The 25,984-nt window shown below is 66.4% G+C and carries 24 protein-coding genes and 1 other RNA gene; 9 read left to right on the forward strand and 16 right to left on the reverse strand.

What is annotated here, in order from left to right:
• Positions 1–9: 9 nt before the first annotated feature.
• The 3 genes from ilvN to FQ775_RS09820 all read right to left on the reverse strand — a co-directional run bounded on the left by ilvN (position 10) and on the right by FQ775_RS09820 (position 3,480).
• The gene (gene ilvN / locus FQ775_RS09810) at positions 10–585 is read right to left on the reverse strand and encodes an acetolactate synthase small subunit (protein WP_146297892.1); all 576 of its coding nucleotides are present in this window, start codon (positions 583–585) and stop codon (positions 10–12) included.
• A gap of 76 nt (positions 586–661) precedes the next feature.
• Positions 662–1,663 carry a threonine dehydratase gene (locus tag FQ775_RS09815; protein WP_146297893.1) on the reverse strand — a complete coding sequence of 334 codons (1,002 nt, stop codon included), beginning with the start codon at positions 1,661–1,663 and terminating at the stop codon, positions 662–664.
• A gap of 20 nt (positions 1,664–1,683) precedes the next feature.
• Positions 1,684–3,480, reverse strand: coding sequence for an acetolactate synthase 3 large subunit (locus tag FQ775_RS09820; protein WP_432420056.1), 1,797 nt, complete (start codon positions 3,478–3,480; stop codon positions 1,684–1,686).
• A gap of 321 nt (positions 3,481–3,801) precedes the next feature.
• On the opposite strand from FQ775_RS09820, the gene FQ775_RS09825 reads away from it, so the two are divergent.
• Positions 3,802–5,646, forward strand: a complete 1,845-nt coding sequence (locus FQ775_RS09825; RefSeq protein WP_146297895.1) for an ATP-binding protein — start codon at positions 3,802–3,804, stop codon at positions 5,644–5,646.
• Positions 5,647–5,829: 183 nt separating this feature from the next.
• Here the strand turns inward: FQ775_RS09825 and FQ775_RS09830 are convergent, their stop codons facing one another.
• Together FQ775_RS09830 and miaA are read right to left on the reverse strand one after the other, a co-directional pair.
• Positions 5,830–6,612, reverse strand: a complete 783-nt coding sequence (locus tag FQ775_RS09830; RefSeq protein WP_146297896.1) for a GGDEF domain-containing protein — start codon at positions 6,610–6,612, stop codon at positions 5,830–5,832.
• A gap of 111 nt (positions 6,613–6,723) precedes the next feature.
• On the reverse strand, positions 6,724–7,692 hold the full coding sequence (miaA, locus tag FQ775_RS09835; protein ID WP_146297897.1) for a tRNA (adenosine(37)-N6)-dimethylallyltransferase MiaA: 969 nt from the start codon (positions 7,690–7,692) through the stop codon (positions 6,724–6,726).
• On the opposite strand from miaA, the gene serB reads away from it, so the two are divergent.
• Positions 7,670–8,560, forward strand: coding sequence for a phosphoserine phosphatase SerB (serB, locus tag FQ775_RS09840; RefSeq protein WP_146297898.1), 891 nt, complete (start codon positions 7,670–7,672; stop codon positions 8,558–8,560). The genes miaA and serB overlap by 23 nt on opposite strands.
• Positions 8,557–9,126, forward strand: coding sequence for a GNAT family N-acetyltransferase (locus FQ775_RS09845; protein ID WP_146297899.1), 570 nt, complete (start codon positions 8,557–8,559; stop codon positions 9,124–9,126). Before serB ends, FQ775_RS09845 begins: the two co-directional genes overlap by 4 nt.
• A gap of 42 nt (positions 9,127–9,168) precedes the next feature.
• On the opposite strand, the gene FQ775_RS09850 is transcribed toward FQ775_RS09845, so the two are convergent.
• The 9 genes from FQ775_RS09850 to FQ775_RS09890 all read right to left on the reverse strand — a co-directional run bounded on the left by FQ775_RS09850 (position 9,169) and on the right by FQ775_RS09890 (position 16,956).
• A complete protein-coding gene (locus FQ775_RS09850) occupies positions 9,169–10,656 on the reverse strand; it encodes a Do family serine endopeptidase (protein WP_146297900.1) in 1,488 nt (495 codons plus the stop codon).
• 145 nt (positions 10,657–10,801) lie between these two features.
• Positions 10,802–10,987, reverse strand: coding sequence for a DUF2065 domain-containing protein (locus FQ775_RS09855; protein ID WP_146297901.1), 186 nt, complete (start codon positions 10,985–10,987; stop codon positions 10,802–10,804).
• Entirely contained in the window at positions 10,988–11,941 is a 954-nt protein-coding gene (gene hflC, locus FQ775_RS09860; protein WP_146297902.1) for a protease modulator HflC, read from the reverse strand. It lies immediately after the preceding gene.
• On the reverse strand, positions 11,941–13,023 hold the full coding sequence (gene hflK, locus FQ775_RS09865) for an FtsH protease activity modulator HflK (protein WP_146297903.1): 1,083 nt from the start codon (positions 13,021–13,023) through the stop codon (positions 11,941–11,943). The genes hflC and hflK overlap by 1 nt, the downstream gene beginning before the upstream one ends.
• Positions 13,024–13,219: 196 nt before the next feature.
• Positions 13,220–13,723 (reverse strand): dihydrofolate reductase, encoded by a 504-nt coding sequence (locus tag FQ775_RS09870; RefSeq protein WP_146297904.1) that lies wholly within the window; start codon positions 13,721–13,723, stop codon positions 13,220–13,222.
• The gene (locus FQ775_RS09875) at positions 13,720–14,790 is read right to left on the reverse strand and encodes a DUF4424 domain-containing protein (RefSeq protein ID WP_146297905.1); all 1,071 of its coding nucleotides are present in this window, start codon (positions 14,788–14,790) and stop codon (positions 13,720–13,722) included. The genes FQ775_RS09870 and FQ775_RS09875 overlap by 4 nt, the downstream gene beginning before the upstream one ends.
• An 89-nt stretch (positions 14,791–14,879) precedes the next feature.
• Positions 14,880–15,674 carry a thymidylate synthase gene (locus FQ775_RS09880; RefSeq protein ID WP_146297906.1) on the reverse strand — a complete coding sequence of 265 codons (795 nt, stop codon included), beginning with the start codon at positions 15,672–15,674 and terminating at the stop codon, positions 14,880–14,882.
• Between the two features lie 118 nt (positions 15,675–15,792).
• The gene (locus tag FQ775_RS09885) at positions 15,793–16,245 is read right to left on the reverse strand and encodes a YHS domain-containing (seleno)protein (protein WP_146297907.1); all 453 of its coding nucleotides are present in this window, start codon (positions 16,243–16,245) and stop codon (positions 15,793–15,795) included.
• A 114-nt stretch (positions 16,246–16,359) separates the two neighbouring features.
• Positions 16,360–16,956 carry a TetR/AcrR family transcriptional regulator gene (locus tag FQ775_RS09890; protein ID WP_146297908.1) on the reverse strand — a complete coding sequence of 199 codons (597 nt, stop codon included), beginning with the start codon at positions 16,954–16,956 and terminating at the stop codon, positions 16,360–16,362.
• A gap of 90 nt (positions 16,957–17,046) precedes the next feature.
• Here FQ775_RS09890 and FQ775_RS09895 point away from each other — a divergent pair, with 90 nt between their 5' ends.
• From FQ775_RS09895 to FQ775_RS09920, 6 genes are all read left to right on the forward strand, one after another.
• On the forward strand, positions 17,047–17,835 hold the full coding sequence (locus FQ775_RS09895) for a crotonase/enoyl-CoA hydratase family protein (RefSeq protein WP_146297909.1): 789 nt from the start codon (positions 17,047–17,049) through the stop codon (positions 17,833–17,835).
• Between the two features lie 10 nt (positions 17,836–17,845).
• Positions 17,846–18,201, forward strand: a transfer-messenger RNA (tmRNA) gene (gene ssrA, locus FQ775_RS09900).
• Positions 18,202–18,330: 129 nt separating this feature from the next.
• Positions 18,331–18,903 (forward strand): AAA family ATPase, encoded by a 573-nt coding sequence (locus FQ775_RS09905; protein WP_146297910.1) that lies wholly within the window; start codon positions 18,331–18,333, stop codon positions 18,901–18,903.
• A 136-nt stretch (positions 18,904–19,039) separates the two neighbouring features.
• Entirely contained in the window at positions 19,040–19,597 is a 558-nt protein-coding gene (locus FQ775_RS09910) for an SspB family protein (RefSeq protein WP_146297911.1), read from the forward strand.
• Between the two features lie 27 nt (positions 19,598–19,624).
• Positions 19,625–19,819: a DUF4169 family protein gene (locus FQ775_RS09915; RefSeq protein WP_146297912.1), complete on the forward strand. Its 195-nt coding sequence runs from the start codon at positions 19,625–19,627 to the stop codon at positions 19,817–19,819.
• Positions 19,816–20,043, forward strand: coding sequence for a ribbon-helix-helix domain-containing protein (locus FQ775_RS09920; RefSeq protein ID WP_146297913.1), 228 nt, complete (start codon positions 19,816–19,818; stop codon positions 20,041–20,043). The genes FQ775_RS09915 and FQ775_RS09920 overlap by 4 nt, the downstream gene beginning before the upstream one ends.
• Positions 20,044–20,160: 117 nt before the next feature.
• Here FQ775_RS09920 and FQ775_RS09925 read toward each other — a convergent pair whose 3' ends face one another.
• Together FQ775_RS09925 and FQ775_RS09930 are read right to left on the reverse strand one after the other, a co-directional pair.
• The gene (locus FQ775_RS09925; protein WP_146297914.1) at positions 20,161–24,420 is read right to left on the reverse strand and encodes an AsmA family protein; all 4,260 of its coding nucleotides are present in this window, start codon (positions 24,418–24,420) and stop codon (positions 20,161–20,163) included.
• 109 nt (positions 24,421–24,529) lie between these two features.
• Complete coding sequence (locus FQ775_RS09930) at positions 24,530–25,942, reverse strand: FAD-binding oxidoreductase (protein ID WP_146297915.1); 1,413 nt, start codon at positions 25,940–25,942, stop codon at positions 24,530–24,532.
• Positions 25,943–25,984 lie beyond the last annotated feature (42 nt).

Genomic DNA, 25,984 nt, shown 5'->3' on the forward strand with positions numbered 1-25,984 from the left:
CCGTCAGCCCTACTGCATCCCTTCCGCGCCGCGATTGAGCGCGGCGACGCCGGTGCGGCAAACCTCGACCAGGCCGAGCGGCTGCATGATGGCGATGAACTGCTCGATCTTGGAGACGCGGCCGGTGATCTCGAAGATGAAATGTTCTGTGTTGGCGTCGATCACCTGCGCCCGGAAGGCGTCGGCGAGTCGCAAGGCCTCCACCCGGTCGTCGCCCGTCCCCGTCACCTTGACCAGCGCCAGTTCCCGCTCCAGCGGCCGGTCATGGCCGCGCTCGCGCGCCACCACGGTCAGGTCGACCACCCGGTGCACCGGTACGATGCGTTCGAGCTGGTGCTTGATCTGTTCGAGCACATGCGGCGTTCCCCGCGTCACGATGGTGATACGCGACAGGTGCCGCTCATGCTCGGTCTCCGACACCGTCAGGCTGTCGATGTTGTAGCCGCGGCCCGAGAAAAGCCCGATCACCCGCGCCAGCACCCCCGGCTCGTTGTCGACCAGCACCGACAGCGTGCGGCTCTCGTGCTTTTCGGTTTCCTTGGCGATGAAGTAGGCCGAACCGGTCGGCTTGAGCTGGGCGTTCATGTGGCGATACTTTCAGGTGCGATCGGTTGACAGGGCGCGGACGGTGCGCCGCGCGCGGAAAAGGGTCGAAGCAGCGTCATGCCCGGCGCTCCACGGCTTCGGGCTGGACGTCATGGTTCCCGGCGAGAGCAAAGACATGCCGGCGGAACAGGTCGAGGTCGATATTGCCGCCCGACAGCACCAGGCCGACGCGCCTGCCGCGATTGCGCTCGCCTTCCTTCAGTGCGGCGGCGAGTGCCGCCGCGCCGGCGCCTTCGGCGAGGTTGTGGGTGTCGGTCCAGTAGATGCGCATCGCCTCGGCGATCTCCTCCTCGCCGATCTGCACGATCCGCGCCGCGCCGCGCAGGATGACCTTCAGCGCTTCCGCGTCGGGCACCCGCGTCGCCATGCCGTCGGCGAAGGTGTCGGACGCGTTGGTCGAGATCGGCCGGCCGGCCTCGAACGACAACGCATAAGCCGGCGCCCGCTCCGCCTGCACGCCGACGATCTCGATCTTGAGGCCGAGCAGGTCGCGCACAAGGATGCAGCCGCAAATGCCGGAACCGAGGCCGATCGGCACGTAAAGCACGTCGAGGTCGCGATGCTTCGACAGCATCTCCAGCGCGTAGGTCGAGACACCCAGCACCAGATGCTCGTGATAGGACGGCACCATCTCGTGGCCCCGCTCCACCGCGATCCTCTCTGCTTCCTCGCGCGCCTCCTGGAAATCGCCGCCGCGCACCAGAAGCTCCGCCCCGAAGGCGCGCATGGCGGCGTTCTTTTCGGTCGAATTGCCGCGCGGCACCACGATCGTCGCGCCAAGGCCCAGCCGGCGGGCGGCAAAGGCGATGCTCTGGCCGTGATTGCCTCGCGTTGCGGACACCACGCCGGCGACCTGCGGCCGCTCGCGCTTCAGCCAGTCGAGATAGGTCAGCCCACCGCGCACCTTGAAGGCGCCGGTCGGCGTATGGTTCTCGTGCTTGACGAACACCTCGGCGCCCAGCCGTTCGCCGAGCAGCGGCCAGCCATGGCTTGGCGTCGGCGGCACTGCCTCGCCGACCAGCCTGTGCGCTGCCTCGACCTGATCGAGCGTGAACACCACCGCCTCGCCCGCCCCCGCTAGACCAGTTCCCGGCCCTTGGCGTCGATCGCCGTCGCCACCGCCTCGTCGGTCGCCTCGTCCGGCAACAGCATTTCGTTGTGCGCCTTTCCGGAGGGGATCATCGGGAAGCAGTTGGCCAGGTTCGCCACCCGGCAGTCGAAGATCACCGGCTTCTTCACGTCGATCATTTCCATGATCTTGTCGTCGAGCTCGCCCGGCTTTTCGCAGCGGATGCCGTGGCCGCCATAGGCCTCTGCCAGCTTGACGAAGTCCGGCAACGCCTCGGTATAGGAATGCGACAGCCGGTTGCCGTGCAGCAATTGCTGCCACTGGCGCACCATGCCCATATATTGATTGTTGAGGATGAAGATCTTGATCGGCGCCTCGAACTGCACCGCCGCGCTCATTTCCTGGATCGTCATCAGCACCGAGGCGTCGCCGGCAATGTCGATGACGAGGCTGTCGGGATGCGCGATCTGCACGCCCAGTGCCGCCGGCAGGCCGTAGCCCATCGTGCCGAGCCCGCCGCTGGTCATCCAGCGGTTCGGCTGCTCGAAACCGTAATGCTGGGCCGCCCACATCTGGTGCTGGCCGACCTCGGTGGTGATGTAGGTGTCGCGGTCCCTGGTCAGTTCGTAGAGCCGCTGCACCGCATATTGCGGCATGATGACGTCGTCATTCGGCTTGTAGGCGAGCGAGTTGCGCGCCTGCCAGCGGCCGATCTGCTCCCACCACGGCTTCAGCGCCTCGCGATCCGGCTTGACGGTGGCGCGCCACAGCCGCACCACGTCCTCCAGCACCCGGCCGACATCGCCCAGGATCGGCACGTCGGCATGCACGTTCTTGTTGATCGACGACGGGTCGATGTCGATGTGGATCTTCTTCGAGTTCGGCGAGAAGGCGTCGATGCGGCCGGTGATGCGGTCGTCGAAGCGGGCTCCGACGCACAGCATGACGTCGCAGTCATGCATGGCCATGTTGGCCTCGTATGTGCCGTGCATGCCCAGCATGCCGAGCCAGTTCTTGCCCGAGGCCGGATAGGCCCCGAGCCCCATCAGCGTCGAGGTGATCGGAAAGCCCGTCAGTTCCACCAGTTCGCGCAGCAGGTGGCAGGCCTCGGGGCCGGAATTGACGACGCCGCCGCCCGAATAGATGACCGGCTTCTTCGCCGTCGCCATCAGCTGCACGGCCGCCTTGATCTGCTCCAGATCGCCCTGAATGCGCGGATTGTAGGAGGTGCGCGGCGCCTGCTGTGGCGGCGTGTAGGTGCCCTTGGCAAACTGGATGTCCTTAGGGATGTCGACGACCACAGGCCCCGGCCGCCCCGTGGTGGCGACGTGGAAGGCCTGGTGGATGATGCCGGCCAGTTCGTTGACGTCCTTCACCAGCCAGTTGTGCTTGGTGCAGGGCCGGGTGATGCCGACCGTGTCGCACTCCTGGAAGGCGTCCGAGCCGATCAGCGTCGTCGGCACCTGGCCGGTGATGCAGACCAGTGGGATCGAATCCATCAGTGCGTCCTGCAGCGGCGTCACCGCATTGGTGGCGCCCGGACCCGAGGTCACCAGCATGACACCCGCCTTGCCGGTCGAGCGCGCATAGCCCTCCGCGGCGTGGCCGGCGCCCTGCTCGTGGCGCACGAGGATGTGCTGGACCGCGTCCTGTTGGAACAGTTCGTCATAGATCGGAAGCACCGCGCCGCCCGGATAGCCGAAAATGTGCTCGACGCCGTTGTCCCGCAGCGCCTGTACGACCATTTCCGCGCCCGTCATCTCGTTGCGGCCGGAATCGTCTTTCGCGTTCGTCATGGCTTCCATCTTCCCTGCTGCGCCGCGGACAGCGGTTCTTAGCGGCGATCCAGACAATAAAAAAGGCCCCCTTTTGGGAGCCCGTTCGTCGCGCATGGGGTGCTGTCGCCCGGCGGTTACACCGCCTTGCCCATGCGCGTTCCTACTACGAGAATGACCGTCTTGTTCATGGGCGCGGACTTTAAGAGCGCTCCGGCGGCGCGTCAACGCGAAAAGCGGCCCCTGTCGCCCGCGCATTGGGCATTTAGCAAATTTCTACCATTCCCCCACACGTGCCCTTAACCCCACCCCGCTACTCTGGCGGGAACAGGGAAGGTACGGGGGCCCCGAATGTATGCCGATGAAGGCAAGGCCGTCGGCGAGACGGTCGACCAGGAACGGCGTGATCCGCAGCAGCCCGACGCGCGCATGCTCGGCCGCGTCATTCATTGCGACGGCGCCCGCGCCACGATCGCGTCCTATGTCGACGCGGCCGCGGACGCGCCGACCAACCTCTGGAACATCGGCAAGCTGATCTCGGTCTCCACCGGCCAGACTCGCCTGGTCGGGCTCGTCTGCTCGATCGAGACCCCGTCCGGCCTGTGGGCCGACCAGGGCCACAACCCGATCAAGGTGCATTTGGAACTCATCGGCGAGGTGTCGGACGAGCCCGGCACGCGCAAGCCGATCTTCGACCGCGGCATCACCGTCTATCCCACCATCGGCGCCATCGCCCACCAGATCAGAAAACGCGACCTCGAGGCCGTTTACCAGATGGCCGGACGCCGCTCCGTGCCGGTCGGCCATCTGTCGCAGAACAACGAGATTGCGGCCCGCATCTCGATCGATTGCATGCTGAACCGCCACTTCGCCATTGTCGGCACCACCGGCGTCGGCAAATCGTCGGCGGTCTCGCTGCTGCTCCACAAGGCGATCGAGGAACGGCCGGATTTGCGCATCCTGATCCTCGACCCTCACAACGAGTTTTCGGCGGCCTTTCCCAGCCAGGCCGCGCACATGGACCAGTCGACGCTCGACCTGCCGTTCTGGCTCTTCCGGCTCGAGGAGTTCGCCGAGGTGTTGTTCCGCGGCCGCGAAAGCGTCGTCGAGGAAGTCGACATCCTGCGTGACTTGATCCCTGCCGCCAAGGTCGCATATGGCAACCCCGGCGGTGCCGCACGGCTGCGGCGTTCCTCCGACCTCGGCTCGGTCACCGCCGACACGCCGATCCCCTACCGCCTCAATGATCTCCTGCGGCTGATCGACGACCGTATGGGCCAGCTCGACGCCAAGGCCGAGCGCCCGATCCTGCGCTCGCTACGCAGCCGCCTCGACAGCGCCATCAACGATCCGTCCTACCGATTCATGTTCGCCTCGCACATGATCGAGGACACCATCCACGAGGCCATCGGCAAGATTTTCCGCGTCCCGCACAATGGCAAGCCGGTCATGTGCTTCCAGATGGCGGGCATGCCGTCGGAGGTCGTCAACTCGGTATGTTCGGTGCTGGCGCGGCTCGCCTTCGATCTTGCCCAGTCGAGCGACGGTCGCCTCAAGCTTCTCGTCCTGTGCGAGGAGGCGCATCGCTACATGCCGTCCGATCCGCGCCTCGGTTTCTCGCCGACGCGCCACGCTCTTGCGCGCATCGCCAAGGAAGGCCGCAAATACGGCTGTTTCCTCGGCGTGGTGACGCAGCGGCCGGGCGAACTCGACCCGACCATCCTGTCGCAATGCTCCACCGTATTTGCCATGCGGCTTGCCAATGACCGCGACCAGGACATCATCCGCTCCGCGATTGCGGAGTCCTCCGCCTCCACCCTGTCCTTCCTGTCATCGATGGGCCAGCGCGAATCGATCGCCTTCGGCGAAGGCGTGGCAACACCCATGCGGCTGAAGTTCGAGGAATTGTCGCCCGAGATGATCCCCGGCGCGCATGCCGACGGCGACATGGGGGCGGTGAGCAATCCCGACGACGTCGACCTCGCCTCCGTCATCAAGCGTATGCGCCGCATCAGCCACACGGTTCCGGAAGCCGGCAGCGAGGAGGATCCGACCTTTTTCGGCGAGCCGAGCTCGCTGCTCAAGCGCCCGGTCGCGGGTGCCGGGCCGCTGCATGGTCCCGCCTCCCACATGGAGGAGGAGCCGCGCCAGTCGCGCCGCTTCGGCGACGTGCTTTACCGGCCAATCCACGAATAAGAGTTCGCCCGCTAGTCTAGTCCAGACCTGGATCGCTGCACGCATCGGCGCGAACACGCCACCCGGGCGGTGCGCCGATTGTCGCCCCAGCCAGAACTCCCCGAAAACAGTCGCCCGTCACGCTGGGCAACGTTGGCTTCAGAACGCAATCAAACTTGCTGATGAGCTTGGCGGAACGCCGCCTCAGGCGCAGACGCGGTTCCGGCCCAGCCGCTTGGCCTGGTAGAGCATGCGGTCGGCGCGGCGGAAGAAATCCTCCGCGGTCTCCTTGCCGTCCCAGACGGCCAGCCCGACGCTGGTCGTCACCTTGAGCCGGATATTGCCCGATACCACCGTCAGCCCCGAGATCGCCTTGCGGATCCGCTCGGCGAGCTTGACCAGCAACTCATGGTCCATGTTCGGCGCCACCACGGCAAACTCCTCGCCGCCCAGCCGTGCCGCCACGTCGTGATAGCGGGTGAAGTCGCGCAGGCAGCTAGCTACCGCCCTCAGTACCTCGTCGCCGACATCATGGCCATGCGAATCATTGACCGTCTTGAAGTGGTCGAGATCGAGGATCATCAGTCCGATCGGCTTTCCGATCCTACGGAACTCCTGCAGATATTCGCGCAGCGCGTCGTCGAAATAGCGCCGGTTCTGCATGCCGGTGAGCGAATCCGTCAGCGCGGCGTGCTCAAGCGTTTCGGAGCGCGCGCTGAGCGAGGCGGTCATCTCGCGCAGCTTGCCTTCTTCCTTCACCTGGGTCCGGATCAGCGGATAAATGAAGAAAATACCGAAGAAGACCGCCGTGGCGAGCAGGATCACCGAGGAGAACAGCAACTGGCTGATCCGCGAGCCGGATGGCCCGAACCCGCCCATGGCGGAGAAGCCACCGAGCCCGTCATAGGCGACCAGCGTGAAAGCCCCCGACGCGACGATCAGGGCCACGAATGCAAAGAATGCCGATTCCGCTTTATGGAAGCGCATTTCCCACCACCGACGAGCCGATGTCGAATCTGGCATGACTTTATTTACAGGGGCGTTAATGACTGCAACCTTTGCGTGAAGATTACCTATGCGTAATGCTACCGCGGCTTTCTAGTCGCGCACTGGTAAACCAATCTTTTCGACTTGCCCGTCAAGCGGGATTTTTTGCCATCCCGGACCGAGCTGATGCCTGAACCAGGTCGATTGCCGCTTGGCGTATTGGCGCGTCGCCGCCTTCGCCTTCTCGACCGCGTCGGCAATGCTCGCTTTGCGCGAAATCACTGCTTCCAGTTCCCGCACGCCGATCGCTTTCATCGCCGGCAATGAAGGTTCGAGCCCCAGCGCCAGCAGCGCACGCACTTCCTCCAGTGCCCCGGCCTCGATCATTGCATCCAGACGCGCCTCGATCCGCCGGTGAAGCTCGGCTCGTTCGGGCTCGATGACAAGGCACGCCGCGCTCGCCACGTCGATGAGCGGTCGCCCGCGGCGCGATTGCCATTCTCCGATCGGCCGGGCCGTATGGTCCATCACCTCGAGCGCACGCACGATGCGCTGGCCGTCGGCCGGCCCGAGCCGGGCGGCCGCCTCGCCGTCGCGTCGCGCCAGTTCGGCATGCAGCCGCTCCGGACCTTCTGCGGCGAGGCGCGCGCGCCAATGCTCTCTTGTCGCCTGCGGGATCGCCGGCATCTCGGAAAGGCCGCCTGCGAGCGCACGGAAATAGAGCCCGGTACCGCCCACGAACACGAAACGCCGCTCGGACCCGATCTTCGCGGCAAGACCCGCCACGTCGCGCAACCACGCGCCGGTCGAATAATTGCGCTCTGGCGAAACGTGCCCATAGAGATGGTGTGGCGCCCGCGCGAGTTCGGCCGCCCCCGGCCGCGCGGTCAGGACATCGAGCACGCCGTAGACCTGCATGGAATCGGCGTTCACCACCACGCCGCCGATCGCCTCGGCCGTCGCCGCGGCCAGTCCCGACTTGCCGCTTGCGGTCGGTCCCGCTATCAGGACCGCGTTCTTCAGCAGCGCCGTCTTCTCCTCCCTTTCGGAATTCTGCATGTCGCTTGTCGCCACGATCATTTCCGGTCCGAATGCGCGCGCCCTGTCGTCCGAGGCCGCGAATATGGCGATGTCGGCCCTCGGCGCAAGTGCGTGCGACTGGCTGGCGCATGAAATCGCCGCGGACTTCGTGCTGCCGGACGGGCTGGATGCCGACGCGGCGGAACGCGCGCTGCGCGCCGCCCTTTCCGGCCTGCCGCTCGATGTCGCCGTGCAACCGGCGGCCGCGCGCCGCAAGAAAATCCTGATCGCCGACATGGACTCCACCATGATCGAGCAGGAATGCATCGACGAGCTTGCCGACGAACTCGGCCTCAAGGACAAGGTCGCCGCCATCACCGCCCGCGCCATGAATGGCGAGATCGACTTCGAGCCGGCGTTGCGGGAAAGGGTCGGCCTGCTGGCCGGGCTTCCGGTGTCCGTGATCGACCGGGTGATCGCCGAACGCATCACGCTGGCGCCGGGCGGACCGCCGCTGCTGGCGACGATGCGCCGTGACGGTGCTACGGCGGCGCTGGTCTCCGGCGGCTTCACGCTTTTCACCGGGCCAATCGCGGCCAGACTCGGCTTTCACGAAAACCAGGCCAATGAACTCCTGGTCGAGGACGGCCTGCTGACCGGCAAGGTCGGCGAGCCGATTCTCGGCCGCCAGGCCAAGGCCGACGCGCTTGTCGCACTCGCCGCCCGGCTCGGCCTGTCGACGGCCGACGCCATCGCCGTCGGCGATGGCGCCAACGATCTCGATATGCTGGCGCTCGCAGGCGCCGGCGTGGCGCTCCACGCCAAGCCGAGCGTCGCCGAGCGTGCCGGCATCCGCATCGACCATGGCGACCTCACCGCCCTGCTCTACCTGCAAGGCTACCGCCAGGCGGAGTTTGTCACGCCATGAGGCTTGAGACCCAACGACTCCTGATCCGCAATTGGCAAGAGCGCGACCGCGAGCTTTTTCACCGCATCAATTCCGACGAACGCGTCATGGCGTTTTTCCCGTTCCGCCGCGACCGCGCCGAAGCCGACCGGGTCATGGATCTGCTGCGCGACGCCTACGCCGAACGCGGTTACGGCTTTGCTGCACTGGAATTGCGTGCGAATGGCGAGACGATCGGCTTCGCCGGCATGCAGCCGACCGGGCTGGAACCGGCTTTCGCTCCCGACGAGGTCGAGATCGGCTGGCGCCTGGCGCCGGAACATTGGAGGAAGGGTTACGTCAGCGAGGCGGCCGAAGCCCTTGTCGACCATGCGTTTTCCGCGCTCGACCTGCCGGAGATCGTCTCCTTCGCGGTCGCCACCAACCACCGCTCCACCGCCGTCATGGAGCGGCTCGGAATGCGCCGCGCGCCGCAGGAGGATTTCGACCACCCGCGGGTGCCCGACAGCCACCCGCATCTGAAACGCCACGTCGTCTACCGGCTCTCGCGTTCCGACTGGCGGCAACGGAAAAAGGCGGCTCCCTAGCCGCCTTTTCTGGTTCGCCGCAAGCGGCTGCGCGCCGCCCGCTCAATCCATGCGGATGGTCACGAAGCGCAGTTCGCCGCTCTTGGACGCCAGCATCAGCAGCGCGTTCTTGCGGCCCTGCTCCTTCAACGCCGCAATGCGGTCCATCACCTGTTGCGGGTTCGACACCGATTCCTGTGCGATCTCGGTGATGACATCGCCGGCAACGACACCCTTCTCCGATGCCGCGGAGTTTTCCGCCACCTCGGTGACCACGACGCCGGAAACCTCCTGCGCGATCTCGAAGCGCGCCCGCGCATCGTCATCGAGTTCGGCGATGGTCATGCCGAGGATCGCCGCGGTGGCGACATCGCCCTCGCCGTCCCCGGACGTCTCGTCGGCGGCGAGCTGCTCGCCATCCTCGAGCCTGCCAAGCTTGACCTTGACGTTTTCTTCCTTGCCCTTGCGCACGATGACGACGTCGACTTCCTTGCCGACCGGGCTTTCGGCAACGATACGCGGCAGGTCGCGCATCTCGACGATGTCCTGGCCGTCGAACTTGATGATGACGTCGCCCGGCTGAACCGAGCCGTCATCGACCGGGCCGCCCTTGACGATGCCCGCCACCAGCGCGCCCTTCGCCGTCGCCATGCCGAGGCTTTCGGCGATGTCGTCGGTCACCGGCTGGATGCGCACGCCGAGCCAGCCGCGCCGCGTCTCGCCGAACTCGCGCAACTGGTCGATCACGTTAATGGCCAGCTTGGCAGGTATCGAGAAGCCGATGCCGATCGACCCGCCCGACGGCGAGATGATCGCCGTGTTGATGCCGATGACCTCGCCCGCCATGTTGAACAGCGGGCCGCCCGAATTGCCGCGATTGATCGCCGCATCGGTCTGGATGTAGTCGTCGTACGGTCCGGAATTGATGTCGCGGTTGTTGGCCGACACGATACCGATCGACACCGAGCCGCCGAGCCCGAACGGGTTGCCGATCGCCAGCACCCAGTCGCCGATACGGATGCCGTCGGAATCGCCGAAGCCGACCGCCGTCAGCTTGCGCGCTGCCGCATCAACCTTGAGCACGGCGAGATCGGTCTTGGTGTCGCGCCCGATCAGTTCGGCCTTCAGCTTGTCGCCATTGGCGAAATTCACCTCGATCTCGTCAGCGTCGGCGATCACGTGGTTGTTGGTGACGATGATGCCCTCCTCGGCGTCGATGACGAAGCCGGAGCCCAGCGACTGCACGCGGCGCGGCCGCGAGCCCTGGCCCTCGCGGTTGTTGAAGAAATCGTCGAAGAAATCCTGGAACGGCGAGCCCTCGGGCAATTCCGGCATCGGCACGGCGTCACGGCCGCCGCCGCGTACGTTCTGCGAGGTCGAGATGTTCACCACCGCGTCGAGGAGCCCCTCGGCGAGATCGGCGACCGACGCCGGCCCCGCTTTCTGTGCGAATACAGGTCCCGCCGGCACGGCGGCGACGCCGATGAAAAGCGCGGCGGCGACCGGGATCACTGCCTGGCGGACACTCGGCCAGATTCGCGTCAGGAACATGAGGAGTTCTCCCGATTGCGGCGGATTCGCTGAGACCGGCCGGCCCTGAATCGCCCATTGCCCATGAGATAGACCGGCGCGCTGAAACTCTCCAGAAAATACGGCGTGTTTGCGACGGCGGAACGCACGCGGGATAAACGCTGCGTTACCCGCGCACCAGCCACACGATGGCGACCCCGGCGGCGACCGCCGCCAGCCCGCCATAGCGCAGCACATGCTCGGGCGTGTCCTGCATCTCGGCGGCCAGCCGCCGGGCAAATCCCGGAAAGCCGCCATAGATCACGCCCTCGATCACCAGGACGAGGCCCACCGCGGCAACGAAGTCCGCCATCTATTCGCCGGCGGGCGTCGCGCTTGTCGCACCGTCGTCGAGCGGCGGTATCGCCGGCGCCCCCTCGGTCGGCTGGCGGCCGATCGCCGAGCCGAAATAGCGGAAGAACTCCGAGTTCGGCGAAAGCACCATCGACGTGCCGGCCCCTTCCAGCGCCTGGCCGTAGGCCGCCATCGAGCGGTAGAAGTCGAAGAACTCCGGATCGCGCTCGAAGGCCTCGGCGAAGATCGCGTTGCGCTCGCCCTCGCCCTCGCCGCGCAGGATCTCCGATTCGCGCCTTGCCTCGGCCAAAATCTCGACCACTTCGCGGTCGGCGCGCGCCCTGATCCGGGCCGCCGCCTCGCGACCGCGCGCCCTCAGGCGTTCGGCCTCGGCAAGACGCTCCGCCTTCATGCGGTCATAGGTCTGCTGCGAGACCTCCTGCGTCAGGTCGGTCCGGCGGATGCGCACATCCTCGATCTCCAGCCCCAGCGAATTGGCATCCGGCCTGAGCTGGTCGCGCACCTCGCGCATCATCGAGCCGCGTTCGTCCGACAGGGCGGCCTCGAAGCCGCGCAGGCCGTAGACCCGGCGCAGCGCCGCGTCGAGACGGGTGCGCAGCCGCTGTTCGGCCAGCAGCACCTGGCCCGACACGGTCTGCCGGAACACCCGCGGATCGGAGATGCGATAGGCCACAAAGGCATCGACCTCGTAGAACTTGCCGCCCGAGACCTGCACGCGGATATCGTCGAGGTCGAAGCGCATGACGCGATCCTCGACCAGTTGCACGTTGTCGGCCTCGACGAAGCCGAAGGGCAGCTTGAAATAGATGCCCGGCTCGGTCTTGACGTCGACGATCTCGCCGAACCTCAGCACGATCGCCTGCTGGCGCTCGTTGACGATGAAGAAGGACGAAAAGCCCAGGATGATCAGCACCGCGACCAGAAACGCGATAATCGGAAGACGGTTGGACATCAGTTGCCTCCTCCGGCGCGCTTCTGCAGTTCCGGCAGCGGCAGGTAGGGCACCACGCCTGGCCCGCCATTCTGCTCGATGATCACCTTTTCGGAGCCTCTCAGGATGCGCTCCATGGTTTCGAGAAACAGGCGCTTGCGGGTCACGTCTGGCGCCTTGGCATATTCGTCGTAGACCGAGACGAAGCGCTGCGCCTCACCGCGGGCCTCCTGCACGACGCGGTTCTTGTAGGCGGCTGCTTCCTCGCGGATTTGCGCCGCCTCGCCGCGCGCCTGGCCGAGCTGCTGGTTGGAATACTGGTTGGATTCCTCGACGAAGCGGTCCTCGTCCTGCTCGGCGCGCTGCACCTCGTCGAACGCGTCGGCCACCTCGCGCGGCGGCGCGGCGTCCTCGATCGAAATCGCGTTGATCGCCAGCCCGGTGCCGTATTCATCGAGCGTCGTCTGGATGATCGTGCGGACATTGTCCGAGATGCCCTGGCGGTCGTCGCGGAAGATGTCTTGTGCAGGGCGCCGGCCGACCACCTCGCGCACCGCGCTTTCGGCGATCTGGCGGATCATGTCGTCAGGGTCGGCGACGTTGAACAGATAGGCGCCCGGATCGGCCACCTGATAGGCAACCGAAAAGCGCACATCGACGATGTTCTGGTCGCCCGAAAGCATCAGTCCCGACGAGGTCGAGCCGCGCGAATCGCCGACATTGATCAGCTTTTCGGCGGTGTTTGCGATCTCGACGGTCTCGATCGGCCACCAGTGGAAGTGCAGGCCGGGTTCGGAAAGCTCGGTTTTCGGCTTGCCGAAGCGCAGTTCCACGCCGAGTTCGTCCGGTTGCACGGTATAGACCGCCTTGAAGGCCCACAGCCCGAGCAGGCCAACGGCGATGACGCCGAGGATCATCGGGCTGAAGCCGCCGCCGCCCGGCAGCGCCTGCTTCAGCCTGTCCTGGCCGCGGCGAATGATGTCTTCGAGGTCGGGCGGCGTGTTCTTGGGCCCGCTGGGGCCGCGTGGGCCCTGCCCCCACGGACCGCCGCCATTGCCGCCGCCCCATGGGCCGCCGCCGCCGCTCTGATTGCTCCAGGGCATGAAATTCCTTTCGTCATGCGATCCGTCCGGCGGCTGCCTGAGCGCCGGGCGGAATCCTTAGCTGCGGTGAGTTATAGGGATGCCAGGCCGCCCTTTCAACGCAGGCTGACGCGCCGGTCGCCGTTTTGGCGACCGGCAGCCGGCGAACATCGCCATGATACGGCAAAAAAAGCGGCAAAACCATGCTGGACCGCGATCAGCACCGTCTTTCGTAGACGATATGCCGCGTTGCGTGGCTGTCCTTTTCCCCGGCGGGATAGTCGTTCTGCGCCACGATCCGCCACCGCTCCCGATCGATTGGCGGGAACCTCGTGTCGCCGTCGATCTCCGCCAAGACATGCGTCACCGACAGCCGGTCCGCCCGCTCGAACGCCAGGGCGTAGATTTCGCCGCCGCCGATCACGCAGGCCTCGCCGTCCGGCCGCTCCAGCCTTTCCTGCGCAATGGCGAGCGCCTCGTCGAGCGATCCGGCCCGCTCGACGCCTCCGGCGCGCCAGTCCTGATCGCGCGTAATCACGATGTTGGCGCGCCCGGGCAGCGGCTTGCCGATGCTGTCGAAGGTCTTGCGACCCATGATCACCGGCTTGCCCATCGTCTCGGCCTTGAAGCGCTTGAGATCGGTCGAAAGCCGCCACGGCAGCCCGCCCTCCCGGCCGATGATACCGTTTTCGGCAATGGCGACGACAAGCACGACCCTCAAGGCTTCGCGGCCTTCCTGGTCACTTGCGCGCCATCCCCCGGTGCCAGCGAGCGCATCTCCTCGCGGCCGACCAGGATCAGGATGTCGAGGTTCCTTTCGGGATAGAAATCCTGCGCCTCCATGACGAAGGTCGTCGGTCCGGTCTTCCTCACACCCGTGCCGCAAAAACTGACGAGGTTGCGCGGGCTGCCCTTGTCGACTGTCAGCCGGAAGCGGCCGATGGTACCGTTGGCCCAGTTGCCGCCTGTCTTGAGGATGTAGGAGAGGCGCTGCTCGAAGAGCGCCGGGTAGCCGTCCGGCGACGCGGCGGCGGCCTTCAGAACGGCGCGCTCGAAGGCGCCGTCCATGCAGTAGCGCGCCTTGTAGTCGGCATGGGTTTCTCCTCCGAGCTTGCCGTCCTGCACAAAGGTGACCCCAGCCGTGCCGCCGACGCTCGGGCGGTAGCGATGCGAGACCGCGACGCTGCGGCCGGCGGGAAAGCGGCTCCGCCACCAGTAGGTCGATTTGAGGTTCCAGAGCGGCGAGCGCACCCGCTGCCAGCCCTGCCCCGCGTCGAATTCGTCGATGACGATGATGCCGCGCTCGATCCAGTCGGCCGCGACCCGGTCGGGCAGCTTGGCCAGCGCCGCGACCGCGGCCTCGCCGAACGGGTAGAGCGGCACGTCGTGCCGGACCAGGTCTTCCGTGACGTCGATACCCACGGCGAAGGCGCGGTGTTCGAGGTTCGGCGTCACCGCCGCGCCGTCGAACATCACCTCGAATCCGAGGAAATTGTCGCTCTCCGCGCTCGGCAAGGCCGGCTGCCAGAACGGATTTCCCTCCAGTTCCGGCATCGGAAAGGCGACGATCGCCTCGATGTCGCTGTCGGAGCGGTTGCGGAACTCATAGGCGACCGTCACCTCTTCCATGGAGACGAAAAGGTCTTCCGACACCAGTTCGATGACGTCGCTGCGCGACAGGATGAGGCCGCCGGTGCCGAGTTCGGCGATGGAATCGTTGGCTCGCGCCGGGCTGGCGGCCGATGCCAGGATGGCCGCCGCGAAAAGGGCAAGAGCGCGCGTTCTCATGGGTCTCGTTCTCGATTGCGGAAAACGCAACATGCGCCGCCGCCGCGCATCACGCAACGCCTGTCGCGCCGTCGCGAACGGGAACGTTCTCAAACCGCGATCGGCGCCTTGATGCTGGCGTCCGCCTCATAGCCGTCGAGACGGAAATCCTCGTAGCGGAAGCCGAAGAGGTCCGTCACCTCGGGATTGATCCACATCGTCGGCAGCGGTTTCGGCGTGCGCGTCAGTTGCAGCCGCGCCTGCATGAAATGGTTGTGATAAAGATGCGCGTCGCCCAGTGTCTGGATGAATTCGCCCGGTTTCAGCCCGGTCACCTGCGCCACCATCATGGTCAGCAGGGCATAGGACGCGATGTTGAACGGCACGCCGAGAAAGATGTCCGCCGAGCGCTGGTAGAGCTGGCACGAAAGCCGGCCATCGGCGACGTAGAACTGGAACAGGCAGTGGCAGGGCGGCAGCGCCATGTCGTCGATCTCCGCCGGGTTCCACGCCGATACGATCAGCCGCCGCGATTCGGGATTTTTGCGAATCTGCTCGACCAGCCCCGCGATCTGGTCGATCGAGCGCCCGTCCGGCGCCGGCCAGGAGCGCCACTGCGAGCCATAGACCGGTCCGAGATCGCCGTTCTCGTCGGCCCATTCGTCCCAGATCGACACCCCGTTGGCGTTGAGATACCCGATATTGGTGTCGCCGGACAGGAACCAGAGAAGCTCGTGGATGATCGACTTCAGATGCAGCTTCTTGGTCGTCAGCACCGGAAAGCCGTGTTCGAGATCGAACCGCATCTGGTGCCCGAAGATCGAGCGCGTCCCTGTGCCGGTACGGTCGCCGCGGTCGACGCCCGCGTCGAGCACGTGAGAGAGAAGGTCGAGATATTGGCGCATGGTGTTCCGATGCCGCGAATCCGGATGGCGACAATCTAGACTATCGCCCTGGCGCGCGCACCAGCGCGTCCGCCGCTTTCCCCAGCCGGCGGGCGCCGTCGACGGAAAGACCAACCGCTCAGTTCAGCACCTTCGGCCAGTTGGAGTCGCCCTTGGTGATGTTGCCGGCAGCGTCCTTGGACCATTGCGAGCGGACGCCCTTGGAGTAGTTGAGGTAGAGCTTGCCGTCGACCACGCTCCACGCTTCCGGATCGCCCTTGGCGGTATAGCCCTGGCTCACCGCCCAGGCGCAGTAACCGCCATATTGCGGCAGATATTTCGCGGGCGACGCTTCGAAGGCCTGCCGGTTGGCTTCGCTGGCAAAACGGTATTCGACGCCTTCATGCTTTGCCGTGATGGCGGCATCGCCGGGCTCGGCCCTGTTATCGGTCTGGTAGGCAACGACATCGTAGCCGCCGGTGCCCACGCCCGGCACCAGCCCGGTGAAAACCTTGTCGGCGGCGCCGGCCGGCACGGCCAATGGCGCAAGCGCGAGGGCTGCGCCGAGGAAAAGCAAGCTGCGACGGTTCATCCGGATTCGTCTCCTGTTTGACGGTTGGCGAAGCATTAGCGTGGTTTTTGGCGTCCCGCCCTACACGAGCACACACGATTGCTTGAAGCGGCGCGCCGCGGGTCGAGCCGCGCTTCAGGCCGTGCCCGTTCCGCCGCGCGGTCTCGCCATCTCCACCAGTGCATGCGCGGCAGCGCCCGCCTCCTCCATATAGGCCGGGTCGCGGTGTAGCAGCACCTGTGCGAACGAACCGTCGAGCAAGAGCACGATCCGCCGCGCCAGCCGCTCGGCCTCGGCCAGTCCCTCTTCCGCGAAGATGCCCGCCAGCCAGTCCTCGAACTTTTTCTTGTGCGCCGCGCCGGCACGGATCGCCGGATGCCGCGGCATGGCCGCCAGTTCGGCCGTCGTGCGCAGGAAACCGCACCCCTTCCACGACGGTTTGCCCGCCGAGATCGCGAGTTCGACGAAGATGCCGCGAACCTTGTCGGCGAGCGGTCCGGGCGTCTCGTCGAACCAGCGCCGGAAGGCCGCCAGGTTGGGCTGGTCGCGTCCTTCCAGATAGGCGACGATCAGATCGTCCTTGCTGGCGAAGTGATAGTAGAGCGTACGCTTGGTCAGCCCGGCCTTGGCCGCCACGGCATCGACACTGACGGCGCGGATGCCTTCGCCGTAAAAAAGCTTCGTCGCCGCCTCGATAATGCGCTCGCGTGTCGTTCTTTGCCCGGTTGCCATGGCCTTAAGTATACCAACCAGTGAATATACACAAGGTCATGAGTCGGGCTAGCCTCTCCGCATCCGTCGTTTCCCACAGGAGGCTTCAGCATGACCGAACCGGTCCTCTTCACCCGCGAACGCGACATTGCCGTCCTGACGCTAAACCGTCCCGACAAGCTCAATGCACTCTCTTACCGCATGATCGACAGGCTGATGGCCTTGCTCGACGAGATCGAGATCGACAGCCGCTGCCGCGCGGTGATTATCACCGGCGCCGGCGGGCGTGCCTTTTCGGCGGGCGGCGACATCACCGAGTTTCGCGAAAGCGTGCGTGCCGGCACCGAACGCGCGGTGCGCGACTTCGTCCGCCGCGGCCAGCAGATGACGGCCCGCATCGAGGCCTGCCACAAGCCGGTGATCGCCGCCGTCAACGGCCTTGCCTTCGGCGGCGGCTGCGAGATCGTCGAGGCCGCGCATCTGACCGTCGCCAGCGAGGAGGCCGTGTTCTGCAAGCCGGAGATCAGGCTCGGCATGCCGCCGACCTTCGGCGGCACCCAGCGCCTGGCCCGCCTCGTCGGCCGCAAGCGCGCGCTCGAACTGCTCCTGACCGGGGATCCCTTCCCGCCGGCGCGCGCTCTCGAACTCGGCCTCGTCAACCGCGTCGTGGCGCCCGAGCAGCTCATGCCGGCGGCGCGCGAACTCGCCAGGCGGATTCTGGCTCACACCTCGTCGGCGGCCGCCGCGATCCTCACCGCGACGACGCGCGGCCTCAACATGGGCATCGCCGAAGGCCTTCACGCCGAAAGCGAGCAATTCGCCCGGCTGGTGCCGACCCACGACCTCTCCGACCGGCTCGACCGCTGGCTGGCGCGCAAGACCGGGCCGGCATCGCGCTGAGCCGGCAGGCGGGCTTTTCATTTGCCGGCCGCGCACCTATATTCGCCCTGTCAGCTTGACTGACTATGGCGATAAACTGCCGATGCAATAAGCCTATCGGACCCGGGGGCGGTACCCGGCGCCTCCACCACAAACCGCGCTGCGACGCGGCTTCTGATGGGGGCGAAATAGGATCGACGAGGGTGTAAAGATCGGACTTTCGCTCGGCATGGTTCCGCCGTTATCGGGCCGAACTTATAGTTGCCAACGACAACTATGCGGAAGCACGTCTCGCTGCTTAATGCGGCGCGACAGCTTCAATTGAACTCCTAGGGGTTCGCACCTCTAGGCGGGGTTCGGAGGCACCTGGCAACAGAAGCCTCCACTTCCTTCCCCCTCGAACTCCCCCCCTCGAAAGCCTCTCCGCTGCGTCACGCAGCCTTGTCGCCGCGCGGCCGCATCGCCGCCTCCGGCACGCGCGCATGTCCTTGCACGCGCCCATACAGGATCATTGACATGTCCGACCACCCGCCCCCCAACCTCCTCGTCCTCACCGGTGGCCCCGGCTCCGGCAAGACGACGCTGCTTGCCGAGATGGCCCGGCGCGGCTTCGCCGTCTCCCAGGAGGCCGGCCGCGGCGTCATCCGCCAGCAGCAGGCGATCGGCGGCGATGCCGTGCCTTGGGCCGATCGGAGCCGTTACGCCGAACTCATGCTTTCGTGGGAACTGCGTTCGCACGGCCAGGCGCTCGCCGCGCCGGGACTCTGGCTGTTCGACCGCGGCGTGCCCGACATTGTCGGCTATCTGCGCCTGTCTGGACTGCCGGTCCCGGCACCGCTCATGCGCGCGGTCGCAACCGTGCGCTATCACCCGACCGTCTTCGTCACGCCGCACTGGCCCGAAATCTATGTCCGCGACGCCGAGCGGCGCCAGTCGCCGGAGGAAGCCGAGGCCACCTGCCGCATGATGATCGCCACCTATCGCGAATTCGGCTACCGGACGGTGGTGCTGCCGCAGGCGGGTGTCGAGGCCCGTGCCGATTTTCTCGCCGCGCATGTCGGCGCCGCCCGCACCCGTCCGGCCGGCTAATCGCCCTTTGCGGCCGCGCGGCTCCTTCCCCGGCAAAACGCTCCCGCTACCGGCGAATTTCCGGCCACGAAGGTTCCATCTTTGGCGAATCCGCACTAAACCTAGCCCGACTGACTCGACGGACCCGCGCCCCGCAATGACGGACGACCAGATACGTTACGATATCCTCGCCCAGGAGGCCCTGCGCGGCGTGATGCGCAAGGTGCTGACCGAGGTCGCGCGGACCGGCCTGCCCGGCAACCACCACTTCTTCATCACCTTCCTGACCGGCGCTCCGGGCGTGCGCGTGTCGAGCCGGCTGCGCGAGCGCTATCCCGACCAGATGACGATCGTGCTCCAGTACCAGTTCTGGGATCTGAAGGTCACCGACAGCGGTTTCGAGGTCGGCCTGTCCTTCTCAGATGTCCCCGAAAAGCTCGAAATCCCGTTCTCCGCCGTGCGCGGTTTCTACGACCCTTCGGTCAATTTCGAGCTCGAGTTCGACGTCAAGGCAGAGGCAGAGAGCCCTTCCGAGCCATCCGAGCCGGCGCAACTCGCGAACGCGCCGAAGGAAAAGAAGGCGCCGCGCCCGGTCAAGGGCAAGGAGAAACCCACCGAGCAGCCTGCCGCCGCCAAGCCGAAGGAGCCGGCGGAAGCCGAGGCCGAAGGCAAGGGTGCCGAAGTCGTTTCGCTCGATGCGTTCCGCAAGAAGTAGCGACGCGTCGCAATCCGGGGCCCGTTGATGGGCGATGTCGTCAATCTGCGCCAGGCGCGCAAAAAGCTGAAACGCCGCGAACGCGAGCGCGAGGCCGACGAAAACCGCGTCCGCCACGGCCGCACCAGGGCCGAAAAGCAGGCCGGGGCGCTGGACAGGAAACGTGCCGAGGCCCTCCATGAGGCGCATCGCCGCGAACGGCCGGGAGACGAGAAGGCGTGAACGTGGTGCGCAAGCGCTCCGTCACCATTCGCGGCCACGCGACCAGCTATTCGGTCGAAGATCCCTTTCATGAAGAACTGGTTGCCATGGCCGCCGACCGCGGCCAGTCGCTGGCAGCACTGATCGCCGCAATCGACGACGCCCGGCCTGCCGGCGCCAATCTCTCCTCAGCCCTCAGGCTGGCCGTGGTCGAGGAGTTGCGCCGTCGCGCTTCCGGCGGATGATCCAGCGCCGCCCTGCGGCTGGCGCAACTCCAGGCAAAGCGGAAAACGCTTTCCATCCGGAAATGTGCAGAAACAAGCGGTTGGAGCCGTTCGATGATGCTGAAAAGATGAACCGCCCTAGTCTTCCAGCGACTTCAAAAACTCGCCGATCGACAGCGCATCGAAAGGCGAGCCGGCATTCTCTCGCGGCGCGCGTGGCGGCGGCGGCAGCGGCGTCCGCGTGATCGCATCGGCCGACGCGGCGGCCTGCTCGGCGGATGTTTCGGAGCGCCTGCGTGCCGCCTCCTCGGCCTTGAGCCGCTCTTGTTCCTCGGCCCGCCGGCGGCGCTCGTCCTCCGCGCGAATGCGGGCCGCCTCTTTGCGCGCCGCTTCTTCCGCCTGCCGTTTGGCTTCCGTTTCCGCCTTTTGCCGCGCTTCTTCCTCGGCCTTCAATCGCGCTGCTTCCTCGGCCTGACGTTTCGCTTCCGCCTCGGCCCGTTGCCGCGCCTCTTCCTCGGCCTTCAATCGCGCCGCTTCCTCGGCCTGACGTTTCGCTTCCGCTTCCGCCTTTTGCCGCGCCTCTTCCTCGGCCTTCAATCGCGCTGCTTCCTCAGCCTGACGTTTCGCTTCAGCCTCCGCCTTTTGCCGCGCTTCTTCCTCTGCCTTCAGCCGCGCCGTTTCCTCGGCCTGGCGTTTCGCCTCTGCTTCGGCCCTTTGCCGCGCCGCTTCCTCGGCCTTCAGCCGCGCCGCTTCCTCGGCCTGGCGTTTCGCCTCTGCTTCGGCCCTTTGCCGCGCCGCTTCCTCGGCCTTCAGCCGTGCCGCTTCCTCGGCCCGCTTTCGCGCTTCCTCTTCTGCCTGACGCCGCGCCTCTTCCTCCGCCTTGCGGCGTGCTTCTTCCTCGGCCCGCCGGCGCGTCTCCACCGCCTCGTGGATGTCACGTATCTCGGCGACCTGCTCGTAATAGCGGACCTCGCGCCTGAGCCGCTGCTTTTCCAGCAGCTCGGCCTGCATCTTCTCCACTCGCGCCTGCTCGCGTTCGAGCGCCCGCTGGGTCAGATATTGCGCCAGCGGTTCGGTGTCGAAGCTGCGCTCGGCATTGCCGATCGGCCCTTCGACGGCAAAGCCGACCACCGGCTCCGACCCGACCACGGCCTCGTCGCCGGCGTCGTAGCTGACGCGTCCTTCTACGGCGACCGTCCCCTGCCCGAGATCGGCGCGCAGTTCGGCCTCCACGCGCGTGCCTTTGCTGTCGAAGAATAGCGGCGGCGTGCGCACCACCCCACCCGCGACGGTAAACGGCGCCGTGGCGTCCGCCACGGCGAAATTGGCGCCGGCGACCAGTTCGGGCGCGAATTCGGCCGTCTGGCCGGCGTCGATGTCGCGGCCGATGGCATCGGCCTGCGCGAGGATCGCCGTGAAGGCGCCACCGTCGATGCCCGGGATGATCAGTTCCTTGAACGTCGCCGTGCCCGAACCGGTGAGCGCGGCAACGATACCGCCCAGCGTGCGCCCGCTGGCGCTGACGGCGGCGGACAGCTCGGTCCGGCCGCCAAAACCCGGCGCGCTCAACAGCGTGGCCGTATCGGCATCGGCAAGCTTGATCTGTCCCGAAAACAGCCCCGTGCCGGCATTGTTCTTGAGTTCCACCAGGCCTTCCGCCCTGCCGCCCAGCATCGCTCCCGAGAAATCGCTCAGGCTCACGCCCTCCTCGCTGACGCTCAGGCGCAGCCGCGCATCGTCCGCCGACAGCCAGTAGCCGACACCGAGCGCCGCCACTTCAAGGTCGATGATCCCAGTGAAGGGTGCGCTGGCCTCCTGCATGAACGGTGTGTCCGGCCAGCCGTCGCCGCCATACTCGATCGCCCCCTCGCCCAGCACCAGCCCGGCCGCCAGTGCTAGGTCGAACGCTCCGAGCGACAGGTTACCGCGCAGGTCGGGGCGCCCACCCTCCACCGTCACGGCAAGATCGCCCGAAAGCGCCACCTCGGCCACGAAGCCCTTGAGCCCGGTGATCGAAAGGGTTCCGTCGGCAAGGCGCGTCTCGGCGCCCAGTTGCACCGGCAGTCCGATCCCCATGCCCGGCAGGGTCAGACCGGCAGTCATCATCCACGGTTCGAGGTCGTCGCCCTCGACGGTCGTGCGACCCTCGAACGCCAGCGCGCTGCCGTCGCTGGTCGCCGTGCCGTCGAATTCGGCCTTGGCGTTCGGCGTGTTGATCGCGAACCGGGCCTTTGCACCCTTCGCCGGCACGCCGGCAACCTCCAGCTTCGCCGACCCCTCTCCGGTCAGCCCGAGATCGAACACCGGCAGTCCGGCGTAGGCGAGCAATTCGACGACATTGGCGCTGTCGGCGGAAAGCGTCACGTTCAGTTCCGATCCGTGCAGATCGCCGGCCAACGCCGGAGCCTTAGCGGCTAGGATCAGATCGCTGTCACCCAGATGTCCCTGAAGATCGAGCGAGGCGCTGCCGGCACCGTCATCCGTGCGCTCCAGGCTCGCCACCATGTCGAGCTGCGCGTCTTCCATAAGGCCCGGAAACGCGTCTGCGCGCGCCGCAAGCGTCGTCGCCAGCCCATTGCCAGGAAAACGCGCCGCCATCATGCGCGCGAACGGCGCAAGGTCGGCCGCGAGCACGGAGGCGTCGATAGAGCCTTGCGGCGCCGTCCCGACGTCCCGCAGTTCGGCCGTGGCGCTGACATTGGCACCGGCGAGCCCGGTGATCGCCAGCCGGTCGATGTCGAGCTGGTCGCCGCGGAGCCTGAACGCGGTGTCGATATTTTCGGCCGCCAGCCCGGCAAGCCGCACCGGCCCCGCCTTGAGGCTGAAATCGATGTCATGGCCGCCGAAATGCGCCACGCCGGCATCGCTGATGAAAAGCGACGCGAAGGCGGCCATGCCGTCGACATCGAGCGCATCGCCGGTCAGCTGCGCCACCATGCTCGGCTTGACGCCTTGGCGCACCTGCCGGTCGAGCGACCCGGTGAAACGGGCGCCGCCGAGCACGAGTTCGAGGTCTTCGAGGTGTTGGCGCCCGGCGCCCAGTTCGACATCGGCCGCGAAACCCGCCGCCGGCAGCCGCCGCACGGCGTCGTCGACGTCGCGCGCCAGCCATGCCGCGAAGCCTGAGGGCTGCGCCACCGCCAGCAGTAGGCGGCCCTTGAAGCCGACCTTGTCGGCCGTTGCCAGATGTCCGCTGGCCTCAAGGGTGGTACGCCCGGGCAGCGTCGCGCGCAGCGCATCGACCGACCAGCCGCCTTCGGCCGGCTTGGCGGAAAGCTTGATGTCGCGGATCGTCGTGTCGCCGGCAACGACCGCCGGCAGGTCGACGTCGATCGTGCCCGGCATGGCCGGGCGCGGCAGGTCGAGAAGCGCTTCGTTGAGCGCCGCGATACGCGCGTCGAACGCCTGCCCGGCAATGTCGTTGCCGTCCGCCTCCGGCGCAAAACGCACCTGCGCGCCCGTCGCCTGGACCAGGAAGCGCGGCTCGACGCCGAAATCGACCAGCGCGGTGCCGTTCGCCGTGTAGGGATCTTCCCTGGAGCCGGTCTCGAGCCGGAATTCGGTGACGTCGAGCCGCTCGCTGTCGACCGCGAACGCGCCTGCGAAGCGGTAATCCGCCGGCGTTTCCGGCGCCCCGGCGGTTCGTACGGCGGTCGAGCGGTTGCGAATGTCGAGCTTGAAGCGCCCTTCATAACTCGCCGCGCCCTCGACCAGGCGCGCCGTGCCATCCGCCTCCAGTTCTGCGCCGTAGCGGGACGGCTTGGCGCGCACCCTGACGCGCAGCGAGCCGTCGGCCTCGACCGGGCCGGTAGAGACGTGCAGCGCCGTCAGCATTCCGTCGAGGCGCATCGAACCGTCGATCCGCCACGGCCCTGCCAGTGTGCGCGCCGAAATCTCGGTGTTGATCTCGCTCAGGAGATGATCGCGGCCGCTCGCTCCGTGGCGCAGGTTCACCTTGCCCTCGGTGACGGTGATCTTTTCCAATGTGATCTGCGTCGGGTCGAACCGGCCCTGCGGACGCACCGCCCAGTCGATCGACCCGTCGCCTGCAATGGCGATGCTCGCCACCGGCCGTACCAGCCGCATGTCGAAGATCAGCACCTCGCCACGCAGGAACGGCGCCAGTTCGGCATCCATCGAGAAGCTTTCGATGGTCATCGCCGGTTCGTCGGGGGCCGTCCCGGCGACCTTGATATCGGTGAAATTGACCGACGGGAACGGCAACAGCCGTGCCGTGGCGTCGCCCTCGACGGTCACCTTGCGGTCGAGGATGCGGCTCGCCTCGCGCTCGAAATCGGCGCGATAGCTTGTCCAGTCGACAAAATACGGCCCCACCAGCGCCGCGGTCAGCGCCAGTACGATAAGTCCGCCGATGAGAACGAACAGCCGGGCCAGCAAAATGCTCCTGAGTCGTGCCTGCCCGCCACTTTAGCCCTATCCGCGTGTCGATAAAGTGGCGCTGTTGCGCAAGGGCAACGCCTGATGTTGCCCTCGCCGACCGCGGTTGTCACGAAAGCGGGAAGATCTTGCCCGGATTGAGGATGTTGTCGGGGTCGAGCGCCCGCTTTATCGCGCGCATCACGTCGACGCCGGTCCCGAGTTCGAGTTCGAGGAACTTCATCTTGCCCTGGCCGATACCGTGTTCGCCGGTGCAGGTGCCGTCCATGGCGATGGCGCGTTCGTTGAGGCGGGCGATGAAGGCTTCCAGCACCTCGATTTCTTTCGGCTCGTTACGGTCGATCAGCGGCGAGACGTGAAAATTGCCGTCGCCGACATGGCCGACGATCGGCGCAATGAGACCGGTCTCGGCGATGTCGCGCTCTGTCTCGACGATGCATTCGGCCAGCCGCGAGATCGGCACGCAGACGTCGGTCGCCACCGCCTGCGATCCCGGCCGCAGTGCCTTGACCGAGTGGTAGGCGTCGTGGCGCGCCTTCCAGAGCTTCGTCCGCTCCTCGGCCTCTTTCGTCCACAGGAACGGGCCGCCGCCATGCTCGGCGGCGATCTCGGAAAAGAACTCCGATTGCTCGGCGACGCCCGCATCGGTGCCGTGGAACTCCAGAAACAGGCACGGGCTTTCCGGGTAGTCCAGCTTCGAATAGGCGATCATCGCCTTCATCTGCAACTGGTTGACCAGTTCGATCCGTGCCACCGGAATGCCCATCTGGATCGTCGCGATCACCGCTTGGCACGCCGCTTCGACCGACGGGAACGGGCAAACTCCACCCGAGATCGCCTGCGGGATGCCCTGCAGCTTCAGCGTCAGCGAGGTGATGATGCCGAGCGTTCCTTCCGAGCCGATCAGGAGCCGCGTCAGGTCGTAGCCGGCCGAAGTCTTCTTGGCCCGCTTGGCCGTCGTTATCGCGCGGCCGTCGGCCATAACGGCGGTCAGCGCCAGCACATTCTCCCGCATGGTGCCATAACGCACCGCGTTCGTGCCCGAGGCCCGCGTCGAGGCCATGCCGCCGAGGCTGGCATTGGCGCCCGGATCGATGGGGAAGAACAGCCCGGTATCCCTGAGATAGGTGTTCAGCGCCTCGCGCGTGACGCCTGGCTCGATCGTACAGTCGAGGTCTTCGGCATTGACCGCCAGGATCTTGTCCATGCCGGCCAGATCGATCGATATGCCGCCGCCGGGAGCGTTCACCTGTCCCTCCAGCGAGGTGCCGGTGCCGAAGGGAATGACCGGCACCTTGTATTCGGCGCAACAGCGAACGATTTCCTGCACCTCCGGCGTCGACTGCGCGAACACGACACCGTCGGGGAGTTGCGCCGGGATGTAGGTCGTCGTGTGCGAATGCTGTTCGCGGATCGACTGCCCGGTCTGCAGCCGCTCCCCGAAACGCTGCTTGAGGATGCCCAGCACGGCGGCGATGCCGTCCTCGTTGCGGTCGATCCTGACCAGGTCGGCGAGCGCCATGTTGTCCTCCCCTTGATTGTTCCTGCTGCGGCCTTGAGAACC

It is taken from the genome of Nitratireductor mangrovi (assembly GCF_007922615.2).
Taxonomy (GTDB): Bacteria; Pseudomonadota; Alphaproteobacteria; order Rhizobiales; family Rhizobiaceae; genus Mangrovimarina; species Mangrovimarina mangrovi.